The 20,094-nt window shown below is 60.9% G+C and carries 12 protein-coding genes; all 12 read left to right on the top strand.

Annotated elements, in window-relative coordinates; translation table 11 throughout:
• The first annotated feature begins 27 nt into the window (after positions 1-27).
• Positions 28-1,089: a LacI family DNA-binding transcriptional regulator gene (locus Q7P63_17220; GenBank protein MDP0501838.1), complete on the top strand. Its 1,062-nt coding sequence runs from the start codon at positions 28-30 to the stop codon at positions 1,087-1,089.
• 118 nt (positions 1,090-1,207) lie between these two features.
• Positions 1,208-4,111: a heparinase II/III family protein gene (locus Q7P63_17215; GenBank protein MDP0501837.1), complete on the top strand. Its 2,904-nt coding sequence runs from the start codon at positions 1,208-1,210 to the stop codon at positions 4,109-4,111.
• A gap of 12 nt (positions 4,112-4,123) precedes the next feature.
• The gene (locus Q7P63_17210) at positions 4,124-5,281 is read left to right on the top strand and encodes a Gfo/Idh/MocA family oxidoreductase (GenBank protein ID MDP0501836.1); all 1,158 of its coding nucleotides are present in this window, start codon (positions 4,124-4,126) and stop codon (positions 5,279-5,281) included.
• A gap of 102 nt (positions 5,282-5,383) precedes the next feature.
• The gene (locus Q7P63_17205) at positions 5,384-6,142 is read left to right on the top strand and encodes a DeoR/GlpR family DNA-binding transcription regulator (protein MDP0501835.1); all 759 of its coding nucleotides are present in this window, start codon (positions 5,384-5,386) and stop codon (positions 6,140-6,142) included.
• 10 nt (positions 6,143-6,152) lie between these two features.
• Positions 6,153-6,983: an aldolase gene (locus tag Q7P63_17200; GenBank protein ID MDP0501834.1), complete on the top strand. Its 831-nt coding sequence runs from the start codon at positions 6,153-6,155 to the stop codon at positions 6,981-6,983.
• Positions 6,980-8,128 (top strand): Gfo/Idh/MocA family oxidoreductase, encoded by a 1,149-nt coding sequence (locus Q7P63_17195; GenBank protein ID MDP0501833.1) that lies wholly within the window; start codon positions 6,980-6,982, stop codon positions 8,126-8,128. Before Q7P63_17200 ends, Q7P63_17195 begins: the two co-directional genes overlap by 4 nt.
• A 4-nt stretch (positions 8,129-8,132) precedes the next feature.
• Complete coding sequence (locus Q7P63_17190) at positions 8,133-8,702, top strand: D-lyxose/D-mannose family sugar isomerase (GenBank protein ID MDP0501832.1); 570 nt, start codon at positions 8,133-8,135, stop codon at positions 8,700-8,702.
• 3 nt (positions 8,703-8,705) lie between these two features.
• Positions 8,706-9,740 (top strand): carbohydrate kinase family protein, encoded by a 1,035-nt coding sequence (locus Q7P63_17185; GenBank protein ID MDP0501831.1) that lies wholly within the window; start codon positions 8,706-8,708, stop codon positions 9,738-9,740.
• A gap of 23 nt (positions 9,741-9,763) precedes the next feature.
• The gene (gene uidA, locus Q7P63_17180) at positions 9,764-11,566 is read left to right on the top strand and encodes a beta-glucuronidase (GenBank protein MDP0501830.1); all 1,803 of its coding nucleotides are present in this window, start codon (positions 9,764-9,766) and stop codon (positions 11,564-11,566) included.
• A 219-nt stretch (positions 11,567-11,785) separates the two neighbouring features.
• A complete protein-coding gene (locus Q7P63_17175; GenBank protein ID MDP0501829.1) occupies positions 11,786-15,193 on the top strand; it encodes a TonB-dependent receptor plug domain-containing protein in 3,408 nt (1,135 codons plus the stop codon).
• 149 nt (positions 15,194-15,342) lie between these two features.
• Positions 15,343-17,070: a hypothetical protein gene (locus Q7P63_17170; protein MDP0501828.1), complete on the top strand. Its 1,728-nt coding sequence runs from the start codon at positions 15,343-15,345 to the stop codon at positions 17,068-17,070.
• A 138-nt stretch (positions 17,071-17,208) separates the two neighbouring features.
• Positions 17,209-20,058, top strand: a complete 2,850-nt coding sequence (locus Q7P63_17165; GenBank protein MDP0501827.1) for a carbohydrate binding domain-containing protein — start codon at positions 17,209-17,211, stop codon at positions 20,056-20,058.
• Positions 20,059-20,094: the final 36 nt, after the last annotated feature.

Below are 20,094 nucleotides of genomic sequence, written 5' to 3'. Positions count from 1 at the left end.
CAACGATCACGTCGTTTCTATTGATAAGTGGACCCCCTTCCTGCTCCCAACCCCAAGACGAAGCGCCCCGGGCGGCGCGTCAGCCAACGTGATATTGCGGCCGCAGCCGGCGTCAGCCAGGTCACGGTGTCGCTGGCGCTGCGTGGGCATCCTTCGTTGCCTGAGGAGACGCGGGAACGCCTGCGGACGCTGGCCAAGGAGATGGGCTACGTACCCGATCCGGCTCTGGAGGCGCTGGTTTCCTATCGTAATGCCAAGCGGCCGGCGGCGTATCACTCTACCATCGGCTGGATCAATACCCACGATACCGAGCAGGGCTGGAAAACTGCGGCGACGACGCTCTACCACGATGCGGCGGTGGAACGAGCTACGGAATTAGGCCTCAAGCTCGAGACGTTCTGGCTCCGCGGCCCCGGCATGTCTCCGGCGCGGATGAGCTCCATCCTTCGCGCCCGCAACATCGTAGGCCTGCTCATGCCGCCTCAGCCCAAGGCGTTTGCGGACCTCTCGCTCGACTGGGGCAGGTTTGTGGTGGTGACGCTTGGATTCACGCTCAGCAGCCCTATCTTCCACTGTGTCGCCAGCAACCATTTTCTGTCCATGCGCCTCCTGATGCAGCAACTTGTAGCTCGAGGATACCGGCGCCCTGGGCTTGCAATCGTGCAGCAGATGGACGACCGCGTGGCTCGGGGTTGGACAGGCGGCTTTTTGGCCGAATCTTCCAGAATGCCGCCGGAATGTCGTGTGCCGCTACACTTGCAGGATGGTTTGCCGTTGGATCCAGCGCAGTTCGATCAGTGGTTTCTTGAACACGAGCCGGATGCGGTTGTGACGCTCCACCGCGAGATAATTCCGGCCCTGCAAAAGCTGGGGAGGCGGGTGCCGGAGGACGTCGGCGTAGCCTTTCCGACTGTTGTGCATCAGCTCGGCGAGTTCAGCGGCATCGACGAAGATTCCCGGCGAATCGGCCGTACCGCTGTCGACATCTTGTCAGGCCTTTTACGGCAAAACGAGGTGGGCGTGCCCGCGCATCCCATGCGGGTGCTGGTCGAGGGGCAGTGGGCGCCGGGCTATACGACGCGTGGGTGACGAGGTGCGTTACCTTTTCAGTAAAAGCTGAAGCGGTCTGGCTGGGACTCTGGCGGCCCGGCAAGATACGGCTGTTCAACCGGTGCTCCTATAGCACCTATCCCCGCGCATCTACCCCATGAGCATCCTTTTACCCTTCCCGCGGTTTAGCCGTCGGCTGTGTGCGTTTTGTGCCGTGACACTGGCAAGCGTCGTAATTGTCTCGGCGCGTGACCTGATCAGCCTTGCCGATCCCTCCAGCAGCTGGAATCTCTTTGTGCCCGCCAAGGCGGCCGACGCACATCCCGACTACACTCTCAAAGATGGAGTGGCCCGCCTGAGTGCCGATGCACCGGCTCGCTTTGCCCTCCAGTCTTTCTTGGCTTCTATAGAGCCCGGCCAGACTTATCGCGTAGGGGCCGAAATCGGGCTCCAAGGCAGCTACGCTTTCGAGCCGAAGACGCCGGGTGTATTGTTGCGCCTCACGTTTTTCGATGCCGACCGCAAACCGCTCGACACCGATCACCTACATTTCGGTCTGGACGGGCGGATGGTGACGGCCGATGCCATTGGTGCGCTCAACCGCACGAGCTGGCCCGAAGGCTGGCACCGGATCGACCAAACGTTTACCGCCCCCGAGCGAGCGCGATTCGTTCAAGTGGCGCTCTTTATGTGGAGCGGGCAGGGCCCCGTCCAATGGCGTGGAGTCGAGATCACCGACACGACTCAGGAACGCTCTACCGCCGATGCGCACGTCAGTGCTCCGGCTAAGCCGACCACGTCGCTTGAAGGGTGGAACGCTACGTTGCCAGAGCAGGCCACTTGGGCCGCTGGACATCCACGGGTCGTCTTGAATGACGACAAGCTGGCCGAGATTCGCCAGCGTATCGCAGTCGCCGGTCCGGCACGGGATGCCTGGCAGCGCCTGTTGGCCGAGTGCGACCGCTATGTCACGCCGGGCGATTCTCGCTACAAGGTCCCGGCCAAGGCATTCGCCGATTATGCTGCACTGGATGCCACCACGCATCAGGGGCGCAGCCAGATGGAGGTGGCGCTGCGGCGGTGGACGACGCCTATTGAGCTGTTGGCCTTCGCCTACGCCGTCTCTGGGCGCGATGAATATGGTGACGCGGCTGCCGCGTTAACACTTGCTGGCGTGCGCCGCGTAAAGCTCGAGCAGATGGAGCAGGGATTCTTTCTCACCCGCAGCTTTCTTGCCCGCGCCTCTGCGTTTGGGCTCGACTGGTGCTACGACCGCTTTTCGCCGGAGGAACGCCAAGAGCTGCGCCTTTCACTCGGCCGTCAAGTAGATGCCCTTTATCAGGGCACGCTCAATGGCGTCTGGGGGCAGTCTTCGCTAGGCCGCATCTGGAACTGGAACGCGGGTTCGTCGGCTGCGTGGGGCCTCGCTGCGCTTGTGCTCGAAGGAGAAACGGACTTCCCAGTGCGCCAGTGGATCTTCCAGGCGGCGCGCAACCTTGAGGACTATCTCGACTTCGGGATCGACTCCGCTGGTGGCGTGATCGAAGGGCCCGTTTACTTCAGCTACGGCGCTGGTGCGACGCCGTTTTTCATCGAAGCACTGCGAGCCACAACAGGCGAAGACCTATACACGAAAACGCATTACGCGCAGGTCATGGACTGGATGCGGTGGGAAATCCTGCCGTCGCCGGGGCGAGTGAACAATCTGATGGATTCGGACCATGTGGTGCGCGTCGCGGATCCGCTTACCTATGCGCGCTTTCGGGAAGCCGATCCAACTGCGAACTGGATTTGGCGGCACCTCTTTTACGATGAACAGGACTTGCGGGGCGGGGTGGAGTCATTGCCCGCGCTCGTGCTGTGGTCGCCTACTGCCGAAGAGCTGGCTCAAGCCACCGCGCCGGCCGTAGAGGCCCCAGCGGCGTTTGCTCCCGGGCGCGGTCTCGCCGTCTCGCGGACGGGGTGGGGCGAAGCCGCAGTCATGTTCACAGTGCACGCCCAGCAATACACCGAATTCAAGCACGACCAGGCGGACAAGGGCCAGTTCACGCTCTACGCCTACGGGCAGGATTTTGCGGTCGATTCCGGGTATGGCAACGACTCCAAGCCAGACCGCAGCTCGAGCGCTTTTGCGCACAACCTCGTGCTGGTCGATGGGCAGCCCCAACTGCAGGGCGGAGCTCACGCCCGCACCGACGGTTGGATCCGCAGCTTCCTGCCGTCTCCGGTGGTGGACCTGACCAAGGTCGATCAGGAAGACGCCTACGAGTTTTTCTACGCTTCGAACTTCCAGGACGCCACCTACCGGAAGCACCGCCAGACAGACTTCGCGCGCGCAATGCGGACGACACTCTTTGTGCGTGAGCCATTGCCATATGTGCTCATTTACGACGACATCCAGCGCGACGAGGAGCCCTATACCTACAGCTGGTTGCTCCACACTGCGGCCGACACGCGGGTGACGGACGCTGATCCCGCCATCGTTTTTCAGCCCAAAGGCGGGGACAAGGTTGCCCATATGGAGCTCTACGTGCTGAATCCGCAGCAGTTCGCGTTGGACCTCCAACCTTTCGAGACCACGCGCAATGGGAAGCATCCCCGCTTGGCGGTTGAAGCCGAGGCTGTGCGCCCGCAGTTCATCCATTGCCTGTTGCCCATTCCTCCCGACCTGCCGGCGCGTGAACGTCCGCAGTTCCAGAGCGCGTCCAACGGGAGCAGCGTCATTACCTGGCCCGATGGTCAACAGGATTGGGTCGGTGCGGGCCAGAAGGCCGGACCGAGTGGCTGGAGTGTGGATGCAGATGCCTTCTGGGTGCGCCTCAATGCCGCTGGGGAGCTGCAGGCGCTGGCCGTGATAGGCTGTCGTCGTCTCGCCCGTGAAGGGCGAAACATGATCCTTGCGGACCCGGCGGGAGACTTCGTTCTGGCTGATGGTCGCTTGCACGTTCCGGCCGAACAGGCAGACCCGAGGGTGCTGCAGCTCGGGAAGGTCTCGATCGAGCGTGCCGATCCTACCTTGCCGCCGCTTGCGCTGCCGCAACGTCCTCAGGCAAACCGTTAAGCTGCTTCCCAAATGGTCACAATCGGAATTGCTGGCGTATCCGGTTACGCGCAGAACCACCTGCGCGCCCTGCGAGAGCTGGAACAACAGGGGTTGGTGCGGCTTGTTGCCGCGGTCGCGATCAATGCCGCCGAAATCCCTGAAACCGTGGCTGACCTTGAGAGTCGCGGAGTCGAGATCTACGGGAACTATACGGCGATGTTGAGCGCTTGGCAGGGGCGTCTGGACGTCGTCTGCCTACCCACGCCGATTCACCTCCACGCCAGTATGACGATTGCAGCGCTGGAGGCAGGCTTCCATGTCTTTGTGGAAAAGCCGCTTTCGGCCACCGTTGCGGAGGTCGAGGCCATCATTGCGGCGCGCGAGCGCAGCGGGCTATTCGTCGGTGTCGGCTTCCAGGATATTTCGCTGCCACAGGCTCAGGAGGTGAAGCGCCTGTTGCTGGAAGGTGCGCTCGGGGACCTACGAGAGATCCAGATCGGTGCGCTTTGGCCGCGTGGGCTCGCCTACTTTGCCCGAAGCGGGTGGGCCGGCCGGATAGCAGTTGGGGATCAGGCCGTCTATGATTCTCCGCTCTCCAACGCGCTCGCGCACTTCGCCAACCTCGCCTTCTACTGGGCGGGGGCTACACCGCAGGTCAGTTGTCAGCTGACGGGAGTGGAAGCAGAGCTCTACCGCGCAAATCCAATCGAAAACTTCGACACCATTGCCGCGCGTTTCATGACGGACCGAAGCCAGCCGATTCGCTTCCTCGCTTCTCACGCCTGCACGGAAGAGCGAGAGGCGCGCATTCTCGTCTCCTGCGCCGCCGGTAACGTGCTGTGGCACAATGGCCAAGACGTGACCATCACCTGGCCTGACGGGAGTCAAAAGGTCGAGCCCCTGCCACGCCCCGGTCGATACATGGTGCCGATGTGGCGGGCATTCCTCGACCGTCTGCAAGGGCACGATGCTCCCATGGCCACGCCCGAGATTGCCTGCACTCATACCTATGCGGTTGAGATGGTCCAGCGCTCGGTCCCTGTCCAGACGGTAGCGGCGGATGTCCTCCGGGAGCGCGCGGAAGCGATCACGATCATGGGGCTCGAGAGCGTTTTTGATCGGGCGTGGTCGCGTGGTGTCCTGTTCTCCGAAGCGGGCGCCAGTTGGGCGGCGCCCGCTCCTTCATGACGCCCTTGAGCGCTTGTGCGCGCGGTGAGCAGATCGCTCGTTCTCATTTGGCCAGACCCCTCCTTTTCGCGTTAACTCCAACCCTTGAATAACCCCATGCCCATGCTGACGCCAGAGCGCCACCGCGCCATCCTCCGGATCCTTGCTGAGGATGGAAAGGTGACGATTACAGATCTGGTCGAGCGCCTCGATATCTCTCCGGCGACGGCCCGCCGCGATGCTTCCGCCTTGGCCGCGAGCGGTAAGGCGCTGCGCAGCCATGGAGGCCTTTTGCCGGCTCGCTACCTGCGCCAGGAGCCGCACTACCGTGCCAAGGCGCAACGATGGGCAGACCAGAAGGAGCGGTTGGCGCAAAAGGCGGCCGCGATCATCCCGCACGAGGGTAACATCTTTGTCGATGGCGGGACGACCTGCCTCGAAGTCGGCAAGCTGCTGCTCGACCGCACGGATCTGCGGATCTTCACCAATTCCATACCCTTACTTTCCCTGGCGGACGAATCCCGAGCCGCTTTGACAGCCATTGGGGGTGAGGTGCGCCGCGTGTCGATGGCCATGACCGGAGCTCTGGCGCAGGCGTGGCTTTCTCATTTGCGCTTCGATTTTGTAGTGGTGGGTGCCTCCGGCTTTTCCGCCGACCATGGCGCCTATACGACGGAAATTCACGAGGCGGCCGTGAAGTCCGAGGTCCTGCGCCGCGCCACTGGCCGCATGTTGGTCGCAGAAGCCGAAAAGCTCAATCAGCCCACCGCCGTCCATTTCGCCCCTTGGTGCAGCTTCAGCCATTTCATCAGTGGCAAGGCTGTCCCTCCCGAGGTTCGTCGGAGCATCGCCTCCGAAGGGGTCCGTATTCACCTCGTCTGATCCATTTCCCATGAAGACTGCGCGTATCAACCGCTTGTTCAACCCCGAGACCGGACGCTGCTTCGACGTGGCGATCGACCACGGCTTTTTTAACGAAAGCGATTTCCTGCAGGGGATCGAACACCTGCCCCATGCCGTGGCCCAGCTCGTCGCGGCCGCGCCGGATGCCATCCAGCTGACCGTCGGCCAGGCAAGTCATCTGCAGGGGATCAAGGTGCGGCACAAGCCGGCCCTCGTCCTGCGCACGGATGTGGCCAACGTCTACGGTCGCAAGCTGCCCCGCACGCTCTTTTCCCGCATGATTGCCGACCCGGTGGAGCAGGCTCTGCGCCTCGACGCCACATCGGTTGTGGTCAACCTCTTCAGCATCCCGGGCGAACCCGAAGTCGCCGACCAGTGCATCGAGAATATCCTGCGCATCAAGCCGGCCTGCGACCGCTATAGCATGCCGCTGATGATCGAGCCGCTCGTTTTCCAGCCTAACGAAAAGGCAGGAGGCTACATGGTCGACGGCGACCCGGCCAAGATCATCCCGTTGGTGCGCCAGGCTGTCGAATTGGGAGCCGACATCGTCAAAGCCGACCCGACACAGGATGCACGCGACTACCACCGCGTGATCGAGACAGCCGGTGGCATCCCGGTGCTGGTGCGGGGCGGCAGCAAGGCCAGTGAGCGCGAGATCTTTGAGCGCACCCATACGCTGATGGAGCAGGGGGCCGCCGGGATCGTCTACGGCCGCAATATCATCCAGCACGCCAACCCTGCTGCGATTACCCGCGCACTGATGGCGATCGTGCACGAAGGCGCCACCGTCGAACAAGCCCTGCAAATCGTCGCATGAGCCCTTCTCCCACAGTTCGCGTCGGCGTCATCGGCGCAGGCCTCATGGGCCGAGAAGTTGCCAGTGCTTTCGGTCGCTGGTTCACCTTGCTCGATTGCCCGGTGACCCCCGTCCTGACTGCGGTCTGCGATGTCAACCCGTCCGCTCTCGACTGGTTCCGGCAAGTGCCAACCGTAGCGAATTTCTGCACCGATCACCATCAACTGCTGGCGCTGGACGAGGTAGACGTGGTCTATGTCGCAGTGCCGCACCACCTGCACGAGGCGATCTACCTCGACGTCTTGCGGGCAGGGAAAGATCTGCTGGCAGAGAAACCCTTTGGGATCGATCTGGCGGCGGCGGAACGCATCCGCGACGAAGCCAAGGCTCTTGGGCGATTTGTGCGGGTTTCCTCAGAATTTCCCTTCCTGCCCGGTGTGCAGCGTGTAATCCAGGCGGTTCGCGAGCTGGATCTGGGCAAGCTGCTCCACATTCGCTCGTCATTCCTGCACTCCAGCGACCTCGATCCGCGCAAGCCGATCAACTGGAAGCGCCAGAACCGCTTTTGCGGCGATGCCGGTGTCATGAACGACCTCGGCCTGCACGTTACTCACGTCCCGGTTCGCCTTGGCTGGACGCCGCACCGGGTCTACGGGCAGCTCCAGAAGATTTACCGCGAGCGCCCCGACGGCCAGGGAGGCGTGGCAGTCTGCGACACTTGGGACAATGCCACCGTCCACGGAACTGCCACGCTCGAAGGCCAGGAAGTCCCGGTGACTTTTGAGATGAAGCGCATGGCACCGACTGAAACCAACACTTGGTCGCTCGAAGTCCTCGGCACCGACGCGGGCGCCCGATTTTCAACCAAGGAGCCCAAGACGCTCTGGATCTACCGGCGTGATCGCGAGCAGTGGTGGCAAAAGACCGACCTCGGCTTTGCCACGCCTTTCAAAACCGTTACCGGCGGCATTTTCGAGCCGGGTTTCCCGGATGTGCTGATGCAGATGTGGGCCGCCTTTCTCGCCGAGCGTGCTGGGGCTCTTGGCCGGCGTTTTGGCTGCGCCACGCCCGACGAGGCGGTCGCCCAGCATGCAATCTGGGCCGCCGCGCTGGTAAGCCACCGGGAAGGTCGCGTGGTCCAGGTTTCAACCGTCCAGCCCTCCTGAAGCGATGAAGCGCTCCGAAATCAACGCCGTCTGTCAGGCCGCAGCCGCTTGCTTCCACGCCAACGGCTGGCACCTCCCGCCCAAGCCCGCATGGGACGTTACGGACTTTGGGCGCGGCCGGTTTGAGCAATATGGTCTCGTCCTCGTCAATCTCGCAACCGAGCCCGAATACTGCGAAAAGCTGATGTATGCGCGCCGGGGGCAGCTGACTCCTTGTCACACTCACCGGCATAAGAAAGAAGACATCATCTGCCGCGCGGGCCGCCTGCGCTTGCGCCTGTGGCACGACCGGCCCGGGCGGTTCGACGACGAGCCGTTCTGCGTGCAGGTCAATGGCCAGTCGCTCGAAGTCCGTTCCGGACACGATCTGGTGCTGGAGGCTGGGTCGCGCGTCACGCTGGTGCCCGGGGTGTGGCACGAGTTCGCTCCACTCAGCGCGGAATGCGTCATTGGCGAAGTCTCCACCGCCAACGACGACCTCCACGACAACTTCTTCCTCGACGCATCCGTCGGGCGCTTCCCTCCCATTGAGGAGGATGAGGCCCCGGCGGTGCGTTTACTCTCGGAGCGCTGAGCTATGCCTGAAGGAATTATTGCTGCGGGGAACTGGATCCTCGATCAGGTGAAGTTGCTCGACGTATGGCCTGAGCAGGACGCTCTCGCTACGATCCGCAGCCAGACGGCAGGCAACGGTGGCTCCCCCTACAACCTGCTCAAGGATCTCGCACTATTGGGGGCGCGCTTCCCGCTACGTGCGGTGGGCCTGGTGGGCGATGACGCGTATGGGAGGGACATCATTGCGGACTGCCGCAACCACGGGATCGATACCGCCCAACTGGCGACGACTCCTGCCGCCCCCACCTCCTACACCGACGTGATGACGGTGGCCTCGACGGGGCGCCGTACCTTTTTCCACCACCGGGGTGCAAATGCACTGCTCGGGCCGGAGCACTTCAATCTCGAGGGGCAGGCCGCCCGTTGGTTCCATTTGGGCTATCTGCTGTTACTCGACCGCTTGGATGCAATCGGCCCCGACGGACGACCGGTGGCGGCCGCAGTGCTTGAACGCGCTCGTTCGGCGGGCCTCAAAGTGTCACTCGACTGCGTCAGCGAAGCCGGCCCCCGGCTGCGGCAAGTCGTGAGCCCGGTGCTGCCGCTGGTCGATCTGCTGTTCATCAACGATTTCGAATGCGAGGGCCTGACCGGCATCTCCCTCCGCCAAGGCGAGGCGCTTTGCACATCTTCGGTGGAGAAGGCTGCTCGTCAGCTTGTTGCTCAAGGCGTGCGCGAGTGGGTGGTGGTCCACTTCCCGGAAGGCGCCTGTGCCTGTTCCGCACAAGGGGAAGTCTGCTGGCAAGGCAGCGTATGCCTGCCGCAGGAATTCATTGCCGGAGCTGCTGGGGCAGGGGATGCCTTTGCCGCCGGCGTGCTCTATTGCCTGCACGACGAGCGCCCGATGGCCGCCGCCCTAGAGTTGGGCGTCGCCGCTGCGGCCGCTTCGTTGCGTGACGTCACGTGCTCCGCCGGGGTCCAGAAGGCAGAAGACTGCATCGCCTTGGCGGCTGATTACGGCTGCCGGTCCCTCATGGCCTTCGCGCCATCCCGAGCCTGAAAACCCACATCACTTTTTTCAATATGCTATACCCCATCGATTCAGAAACCCGCGAAGTCAAGGAGCTGAACGGCCTCTGGGATTTCCAGCTCGACGCGGACAATCGCGGCCTGAGCGAACGCTGGTTTGAACAAACCACTTTGCCTGGAAACACGCTGCGCATGCCCGTGCCTGCCAGTTACAACGACATCACGACCGAGGCGCGCGTGCGGGATCATATTGGCCCCGTCTGGTATCGTCGTACCTTTTTTGTGCCTCGCAGCTGGCAAGGCCAACGAGTGGCGATTCGCATCGGATCGGCCTCACACCGTGCCATCGTCTGGTGCAATGGAGTGGAGATCGTGCGCCATAAAGGCGGCTACCTGCCCTTTGAAGGGCCCGCAGCCGAGGCCATTCATTATGGAGCGGAAAACACCATCGTCGTCCGCGTCGACAACATCCTAGACTGGACCACGTTGCCACCAGGCGAGATTGTGACCGAGACCGGCAAGCCGCCATACCCTCCCGGCTACCAGCACCAGGTGTCCTACCACGATTTCTTCAACTACAGCGGCATCCATCGCCCGGTGCGACTCGTAGTAACGCCGCCCCACGGCATTGAAGATATCACGGTGGTTACGACGCTCGATGAACGCAGATGCGGAGTTGTGAAGGTCACCGTCGGATCCGGCGCCCCCCAACACCGCCTCACACTACATGCGGCCGATGGTGCTGCTGTTGCGACCGATACGGGCACTACAGTCGAGCTACAGGTCAGCCGCCCTGAACTTTGGGAGCCGGGCCATCCTTATCTCTACGAGTTGAAAGTCGAGGCATTGGACGAAAACGGTGAGCCCTTCGACGTTTACCGCCTGCCGGTCGGCATCCGCACCATACGCATCGACGGCGATCGCTTTTTGCTGAACGAAAAGCCCTTTTATTTCCGTGGATTCGGCAAGCATGAAGACTCCGACGTGCGGGGCAAGGGCCTCGACGAAGCGCTCAACCAGCGCGACTTCAACCTGCTCAAGTGGATCAACGCCAACTCGTTCCGGACCACGCACTACCCATATTCGGAAGAGATCATGCGCATGGCTGACCGCGAGGGTATCGTGATAATTGACGAAGTGCCGGCGGTGGGCCTCTATTTTTTCAACGACGAAGACCTGCCGACCAAAGACGTCTTTACCGAAAAGCGAGCGGGCAAGGAGCTACGGGAGCACCACAAGGACTGCATCCGCGAGATGATCGCCCGCGACAAGAATCACCCCTGCGTGGTCATGTGGAGCCTTGGCAACGAGACAGCTACCCACGAAGACGAGGGTGCGCAGCATTACCGCGAGGTCGCAGCCCTGGTGCGCGAACTGGACTCGACCCGTCCGTTGACGATCGTTGAATACAACTTTGCCTGGTTTTCAAAGGTGGGCGACACCGTCGATGTGCTGGGCGTAAATCGCTATTATGGCTGGTATTTTGACACCGCACGCTTGGATACAATCGAACTGAAGTTGATGAACGAACTGCAGGAGTGGCATCGTAAATGGAAAAAACCAGTCTTGTTTACCGAATATGGAGCGGATACAATTTCAGGCTATCACGTATTGCCCTCGCGCATGTTTTCGGAGGAGTTTCAGATCGATTATCTGGATGCCTGCAATCGAGTGATCGACCAATGTCCATTCGTCATTGGAGAACACGTATGGAATTTTGCCGACTTCCAGACTAAGCAGGGGCTGGTACGCTTCGGAGGAAACAAGAAGGGCGTGTTTACTCGCCAACGCGAGCCCAAGGCAGCCGCGCACTACATTCGCAAGCGTTGGCAGTCCCAGATCGAGCAGGATTCGTAACCTTTGGCGCGTCCACGTATCCTGATCGTTCTTTTTTCATCAGAGTGAGCGAATGATCGGAATTGACTGTTTTGATCACTAGGCGTTTCTCCGATTGTTCGGATCCCTTTTATTTCGCATAAAACGTTTTGTTCGCCCGGCTGTCTGCCAGCGCGGACCTGCCTGATGCCGCACAATTGTGCGTAGCATCAATATCCCCACCACCTACAATCTTGCTGTATGTTTCCCCTCTCCCCAAAAGCAAAGCGTCAACCCCTCCGCTTCGAAACAACGCTCACGATCGCCCTTGCACTGCTCACGCCACTGCCTCTGGCGGCCCAAGCCAACGATGCTGGCACGACTGCGCAGTCCAAGTCCTCCCAGCCGGCGGATGAGGACGAGATTTTCGAACTATCGCCGTTTACCGTCAACGCCTCGGAAGACACTGGCTACCGCGCAAGCTCAACCCTTTCGGGCACCCGCTTACGCAGCAACCTTAGCGACGTCGCTGCTTCCGTCTCGGTTGTGACCAAGGATTTCATGGAAGACGTCAACGCCAATGACCTTGGCGTGTTGCTCAACTACACCGTGGGCACTGAAGTGGCGGGCGTCAGCGGCAATTACTCTGGCTCTTCCGCGTCGTCCAACTATGTCGATTTCGATTCGGTCAACCGCAGCCCCTCGACGTCAACCCGCTTCCGCGGCCTTTCCGTGGCCGACACTACGCGCGACTTCTTTGCGACCGACGTGCCGATGGACAGCTACAATGTCGAGCGCGTCGACCTGAACCGTGGGGCAAACTCGATGCTCTTCGGCCTCGGCAGTCCCGCTGGCATCATCAACTCGACCCTGATCTCTGCCCAGCTCAAGGAAACGAAGAGCAACCTAAAGCTGGAGAACGACCAATACGGCTCCTTCCGCCAGTCGCTCGACCATAATCAGGTGCTGATCAAGGACAAGCTGGCCTTGCGCGTCGCCGTGTTGCATGACGACCAGAAATTCCAGCAGGATCCCGCCTTTATTGAGGATTGGCGCGTCTACGGCACCGCTACCTGGCAGATCCTCCCCAACACCCGCCTCCGCGTCAGCGCCGAATGGGCGGACCAGGAATCGAACAAGCCGCAGAACCGCCCCCCGATGGACTCGTTTACTTGGTGGTGGGATGTAGGGCAGCCGGTTTACGACCCCACCACCAATCAGGTGACGCTTCTGGGCGAGGCTCCGGAGAATCCGCTGGTGAACCCGCGCTCCGCCAGCGGCAGCCGCAATTCGAATATCATCAACGGCCAGATGAACAGTGCCTGGTCGTCCAACGTTGGAGTCATCCTCGAAGATCCCAACCAGAAGGGCTTCGGAATCAGCGGGACAGGCGCTCAAGCCATTGAAGCGCGGAATGAGCGGGCACGTGTCGCTGGTTCCTCATTGCAGACGGCCAGCATGGTCTCACTGCAAGGCAGCCGGCAATATCTGCAGCAGCTCAATGGTGGCAGCAGCAGCCCGATGTACAACTTCTGGCGGCACCAGCAGTTGTCCGACCCAGACGTCTTCAATTTCTACGACGACATGATCGAAGGGGACAACAAGCGCGAGTGGGCCGAGTGGAACACCGTTACCGCCGTGCTCGAGCAGCATTTCTTCGAAAACACGCTTGGTTTTGAGGTGGCCTACGATCACGAGGAGATGGATTTTGGCTATTATAACCCGTTCAATAGCACGGGCTACACCATCTACCTCGACATCAATACCAAGCTGCCCAACGGCGAACCGAACCCAAATCTTGGCCGGCCCTTCATCGCTGACTACGGCTGGGGCTCTTCGAGCAGCACCGTGCGCGATGCGACCCGATTGACGGGCTACTACGAGCTCGATTTCAACAAATACAACGATGGCTGGATCGGGAAGTTGCTGGGCCGCCACACCTTCACCGGCAACTTCAACCGGCAGACGGTCGACGGCGAGGTCTTCCAGGGCCGCCCGACTCTGATGGGCCTCGATTATATCACTTCCGAGGCCGAGACTTACCACCCGGCTGGCGGCCTCAGCCGCTACTCCTATGAGTCGCGCCGCGCGATGATCCAGACCGCCTACATCGGCGACAGCGTGATCGGGCTGGGCGACGCCGGAGCCGCCGACTTGACGGGCATTAACGTGCAGACCGGCGTGCGCGACCTCGACTCGGTCGATGTGCTCTACTACCAGTCGCCGCTCAATGGCTCAACCACGTTGGCGGACTGGGAGGTGCGCAACTTTGATCTCGTCCAGAACGACGAACACGACTTCCGCACGACCTCGAGTGTCACCAACCGCACCCGCGGCGAATACGATTCCCTCGCCTTTATCGCTCAAAGCTTCTGGTGGGACGGCGTTTTCGTGACGACCGCCGGCTGGCGCCAGGACGATTACGACACCTTCGAAGCCGGCGGCGCACCTTATGACCCGGAGACGGGTTTGCGTATCATCGACGACAGCTACCGTGCCCAGCCCAGCCTGTCCGACCGCCAGCAGACGTTTGGCTACGGTTGTGTGTTTCATCTGCGGCCCTTCATCCAGCGCTACCTCGACAAAGACATTGGCCTGAGCCTGATTTATAACCAGTCCGACAACTTCCGCCCCACAGCGCAGCGTTACGACCAGCTCGGCCATGAGCTCGATCCGGAATCTGGTGAAACGGAAGAATACGGCGTGCTATTGGACGTATTTGATAGCCGCCTTACCCTCCGTGTCACTCATTATGAGTCATCTTCGAAGAACTCGACCAACAGCAACTTGCGTGAGATCCAAAACGCCTTCGCCCGCGAGCCCGGCTTTGTGGTGGAGAACAATGCTACAGGCCTGAACAACGATCTGCCGGAAGCCCTTGCGGCCTGGGATGCCTGGATGGCGTCGCCGCTGGGGCAGCAGTTCCTCGACACCTTCGAATATCGCTACGAGACCGACGTTGACGGTAACACCAGTTACACGCACGAAGACCGTATCAACACGGTCGTCTCCACTTCCGATACCGTGTCCAAAGGCTGGGAATTTGAAGCCACGATCAACCCCACACCCAACTGGCGGATTTCGATGAATGCGGCTCGCAATGAAGCCGAGCGCGACAACACGGCCAGCACCTTCGCCTATGTGCTCGAGGAAAGTATTATGCCCGTCTGGGCAGGGCCAGCTGGTGATCTGCGCCGCAGCGCAACGAGCAACGAAACGCTCCGCGAACATGCCCAGAGCGAATACGCCAAATTCCAGCGCGAGTTGATGCTCGACGGCCAGTCCAATCCGGAAATCCGCAAGTGGCGCTTCAACCTGATCACCAACTACAAGTTTACGGAGGGGCCGCTCAAGGGCTTCAACATCGGGGGCGGTATCCGTTTTCAGGACAAAGCCGAGATCGGCTATGGCGTAACTGGCACCTCGCCCGAAGACGCCCAGTATGACGTGACCCAGCCTTATTATGGCCCCAGTATCACCAACTACGATGCGTGGATCGGCTACAGCCGGCGCGTGGGGCCGGTTTGGTGGAACGTTCAGCTCAACGTCCGCAACATTGGGGTGGGAGACGAGCTGATCCCGGTCAATGCCCAGCCCGATGGCAGCATTTCCGCCTGGAGAATCCGCGAGCCGATGGTGTTCACCCTGCGTAACTCGTTCTACTTCTAGGCAATCGAGACAAGAGCCGGCACGTGTAGCCAATGGGGGTGGCAGCGTGCCGGCTGCCTCTTTTATCACAAATCCTCTGGGCGGAGCTTGCTCCCCCATTTCTGGTTCGGCTCCGGCCGCGCTTTCCCTTATTTTGCCCCAGACCCTTTATGGACAAGACGATCGAAGTCGCCGTCATTCTAGTTTACCTGCTGTTTCTCCTCGGGATCGGTTTTTCATTTCGCAAGCTCGACCGCGACGCCAGCGACTACTTCCGCAGCGGCTGCCGAGGCACATGGTGGCTGGTCGGCACCAGCGTCTTCATGTCCGGGATCAGCGCGATCACCTTCACCAGCAATGGCGGCGTCGCCTATGCGGCCGGGCTCAGTTATCTGGTTATTTACCTGGGCAATGTCATTGCATTCGTCATCAACGCGCTCTGGCTCGCCCCCTGGTTTCGTCAGCTGCGTGCGATCACTTTCCCCGAGGTCGTAAGGATGCGTTACGGCGCATCCGCCCAGCAGATTTACGCCTACGTCGGGCTCGTGGTCTTCCTGCTCGGGGCCGGCATCCAGCTGTGGGCATTGGCGCTGTTCAGCAGCACCATCTTTGGGCTGCCCATCCTGTGGGTCATCATCGGAATTGGCGCGGTCGTCATGATCTATTCCACCACGGGAGGCAGTTGGGCGGTGATGGGGACCGACTTTGTGCAAGGGCTGATGATGTTGCCGATGACGGCCCTCATTGCGGTACTGTGCATTCAGGAGGTTGGCGGGCTCGGTTTGTTTATCGAGCGGCTTGGAGACCCTGCCTTGCATGGGGACTATCAGCTGCTCAAGCCCCAGGGGCACGAGTTGGCGGGCAAGTTCGGGCTGCCATGGATCGGCGCAATGCTGCTGTTTCAGATCATGACGCAGTGTTCGCTCAATTCCGCGCAGCGCTACTTCTCCGTCAAGGACGGGAAGGAAGCGCGATGGTCGGCCTGGCTTGCCGCTGGGCTGATGGCGATGGGTACCCTTTGCTGGATCATTCCTCCGATCACCGGGCGCATGTTGTTCGCCGACCAGATCGCGACTCTGCCGCTGAACAATCCCGCGGAGGGAGCCTATGCCTTTGTCAGCACGCGCCTGCTGCCCAATGGCCTGGCCGGAATGATTGTCGTTGCGATGTTTGCCGCCACCATGAGTTCGATGGATACGGGCATCAATCGCAATGCCGCCATGGTTGTTCGTGATGTCTTGCCCGCCCTGCGGCGCCTTACGGGGCTGAAACCGATCCCTCCAGAGGCCGAAGTGAAGATAGGACGGGCCACATCCATCTTCTTTGGCTGCCTCATTATCGGCATCTCCTGCTATTTTGCGGGCGCGAGTGGCCATGGCATTTTTGAGGTCGCCTTTCGTATCGGCGCCGTCATTGGGGGGCCGCTGACCGTGCCGCTGGTGCTGGGGATCTTCGTGCGTCGCGTGCCCCGCTGGTCGGTCTTTGTCGCTGTCGGGTGTGCTACGCTGCCGAGCCTGGTCGAGCTCTATCGAACAACGGCCCTCGGGTTGCCTGCCTTCAGCTGGCCCACCATCACCTTCCTGGTTTACGGCCTGGGTGCGCTCGGTTTCCTGGCGACCCGTCCCTTTGCCCGCCGGATGACGCCCGCGTATCGGGAGCAGGTTGATGAATTCTATACCCGTATGCACCGCCCGATCGATTTCGCCCGCGAAGTCGGTGAAGCCAATGACGACTTTCAGCTGCGCATCCTGGGCCGCTTCGCTCTTGCAGTGGGAGGGTTCGTCACGCTGCTGGTCTTTCTGCCCAATCCGTTGAGTGCGCGCTTCATGATTGTCGGCATCGCCGCCTTTGTTGCAGCAGTCGGGGGCTTTATGATGTGGCGCGCCAGCAAGCGGTGATCCTGAGTAGCGTTTTGGTAGTAGAGTTGAAAAGAGGATCTCGACGGAGATCCTCTTTATTCGATCCGCTCGCTCGCTTATCAATAGAAGTAGCAGGACTTTCGTCGGGCGGGAACGAGCTAGATAGGCTTGGGTCCCATGAAAAATACAACCCCACTCCTTCATAGACCCCAATTCCGAAATCTGAAACCGCTGGCGTCCCTGATCGCGGGCCTCTCGGCGGTAACGGCCTTTGCCGACATCGTCGGCCCAGACGGATTGACTTACCCCGACTGGACCAAGGCGGGCATTGCGGGCGGCATTCCCGCTGTCACATCGCCACTGGTCGACCTGAGCGCCTACGGCAGTGACTCGGCAGACGACTCCGCAGCCATCGAGGCGGCTGCGGCGAGCCTCACCAGTGGTGGGGTCGTGTACCTCGGTGCCGGCACTTATTATCTGGACCGCCCGGTCGTCATCGAAAACAGCGGCGTCGTGCTGCGTGGGGCAGGGGAAGGCTCCACCAAGATCGTTTTCCGCTGGGCCGGTCCCACCAGCGCACCCGAGTTCACCCGCCCCGCCTCCGGCTCGACGGTCTACCGCAACACCTACATTCAGGCATTTGCGAATCCCGATGACCTGAAGAAGCTCACGATCAAGGTTGACGGCACCACTGTGCAATCCGTCTCTCGCTCGAGCAACAGCGAGGTTCCCATCTGCTCCATCTCCACCAGTGGCCAGAAGGTCATCAGCAAAGCCGGTGCTGGCAGCGTAACGCTTTCGGTAGAGGCGCAATACTTTTCCAGCGCGACACAGACCAGTTCAATGACCGTCACGCTCGATAGCTCTACCGTCTCGGATCCCTGGCGTATCCCCAATGAAGTGGGCGGGGTAGGGTTGATCGGTGCCATTTCCTTCCTTGGAGGCCAGCCCACCTTTAACAACACAATCTATTCGCAGAAGAACCTGACCGCTACTGCCGCCCGCGGAGACGACGAGATCGTGCTTTCCTCGGGGCACGGCTTCAGCGTTGGCGACAAGTTGGAGATCCAAGCCCCGCCGACGAGCCGCTGGAACGCTGAGACAGGCAACCCAATTACCTTCGGCGTGCACCGTGCCAACCAATACGAGGTCACCGGCGTCAGCGGCAACACGCTCACCGTTGATGGCAATTTTCGGGTTGAATTCACACTGGCAGACGTGCCCTATGTCCGCAAACTCGCGCCCATCGAGCGCTGCGGAGTTGAAGACCTGACGCTGGAGCAGACTACCGATCTCTGGATCTGCGGCTTTCTCTTCAGCAACGCTTGGGAATGCTGGGCGCAAAACGTGACGGTCAGGAAGGCTGGCCGCCATCCGCTCTACATGGTCAGCTCGAAGTATGGCGAGATCCGCGACTGCACGATGATCGATGGCGTCTGGAAGGGCCACGGCGGGAGCGCCTACGTCGGTTGGGATCAATCCTACGACTGCCTGATGGAAGACGTGTCGACTGCCTTCCTGCGCCACGCGCCGATCGTCCAGTGGGGCGCATCCGGCAATGTGATCCGCAACAGCACCTTCTACGGCAGCGATGCGCAGTTCCATGCCGGCTACGCCAACGAAAATCTCTTCGAAAACTGTGTCGTGCTTTCCAATGTGGGCGACGGAAGTTATGGCGGCGCCGTCTATTCTGCCAACGACACCAGCCACGGCATCAATGGCCCCCGCAATGTCGTCTACAACTGCGACTTCAGTGCGCCCAACGACGGCTACTACAACGGTGGTGTATGGCTCGGAGGCGGCAACAACGACTGGAAGATTTTACACAACCGTTTCCTGCTAGAGAATGAAGGCGCGATCTACCTCAAGGAAGCAAGCACCGATCACCTGTTCGGCGACAACGTGTGGGTGCTGCGGTCGCCCTCCAGTGGAATCCAGATCGACAATACCGGCTCGGATGACATCTCTGTGGTCGACAACGACTTCATCGGCATCACCGCTGCGCAGTTTTCGGGCGGCGCCATGGCTCCCGACGCTACCAGTGGCAACTCGTTTACCGACATGCTCGATTCCCTATCGCTAAGCAACGGCAGTTTCGAGTCGGGCATCACCGGTTGGGTGCAGGCGGAGGCCTCCTTTTCCGCCGTGGTCTCAGGCAGTGCCAAAGACGGCACTTATCGTCTTCGCCTGACCGATACCAGTGTCGGCAGCGGCTCAGCCTACAGCTCACGTCTGGAAAGTGGCAGCTACAGCGTCAACCCGGGCGAGACGTGCCAATTACAATTCTGGACCAAATTCGTGGCGGGCGACGATACGGGAGCTGTTGTCCAATTGCAGTTCCTGAACAGCTCGAACAACGTTCTTCGCAACGTTTCCACCCAGATCAAAGATTACTGGACTGAGTGGCGACTGGTCTCAATCACAGGCGACGCGCCAGCTGGCACCGCAAGCTGCCGCATTGCAGTCCGCTCATATGACGACAAAGAGGCGACGGTCGATTTCGACGGCTTTCGCCTGGGCGTGCTCCCGGTCGGGATCGCCAATCCCGGCTTCGAAGGGCAACTCGACTTCTGGGACGACACCGGCGATAACGGCCTCAGCGTCGCCGACACCAATGCAGCATTTAATGGCAGCTATGGCGTGCGCGTGACCGATAACTCCGCTTCGCTCAATTCTTCCCTCAAAAGCGAGGAAGTCCCCGCCACCGCGGGCAAGACCTATCAGGTCCGCTTCCGCGCCCGCGTCAATTCAGGGGAGGGGGTGCGCGTCTGGCTGCGCTTCTCCAACGCATCCGGCAGCATCATCGACGAGCAGTCCTATACGCTCCCTTCGGCGGCGGACGCGGCGGATTGGCGGCAATATGTCTTGCAGGCCATCGCCCCCGCCAGCACCGCCTTCGTGCGGGTGCGGATTCGCTCCTTCGCCACCTCCGGCCTGGAAGCTGACTTCGATGATTTCGTGCTGATGGAAGCTCCAGACCGGCCGACGCCAAGCACGCCTTCGATCTTTGCATGGCAACGCCTCTAGGCGCCACCGCGCTCCGTCCTTCAGCGGAGCGCTTTT

It is taken from the genome of Verrucomicrobiota bacterium JB022 (assembly GCA_030673845.1).
GTDB lineage: Bacteria > Verrucomicrobiota > Verrucomicrobiia > Opitutales > Oceanipulchritudinaceae > WOUP01.
The sequence above is the reverse complement of the archived record's forward strand: the minus strand, read 5'-3'. Positions and strand labels throughout refer to the sequence as shown.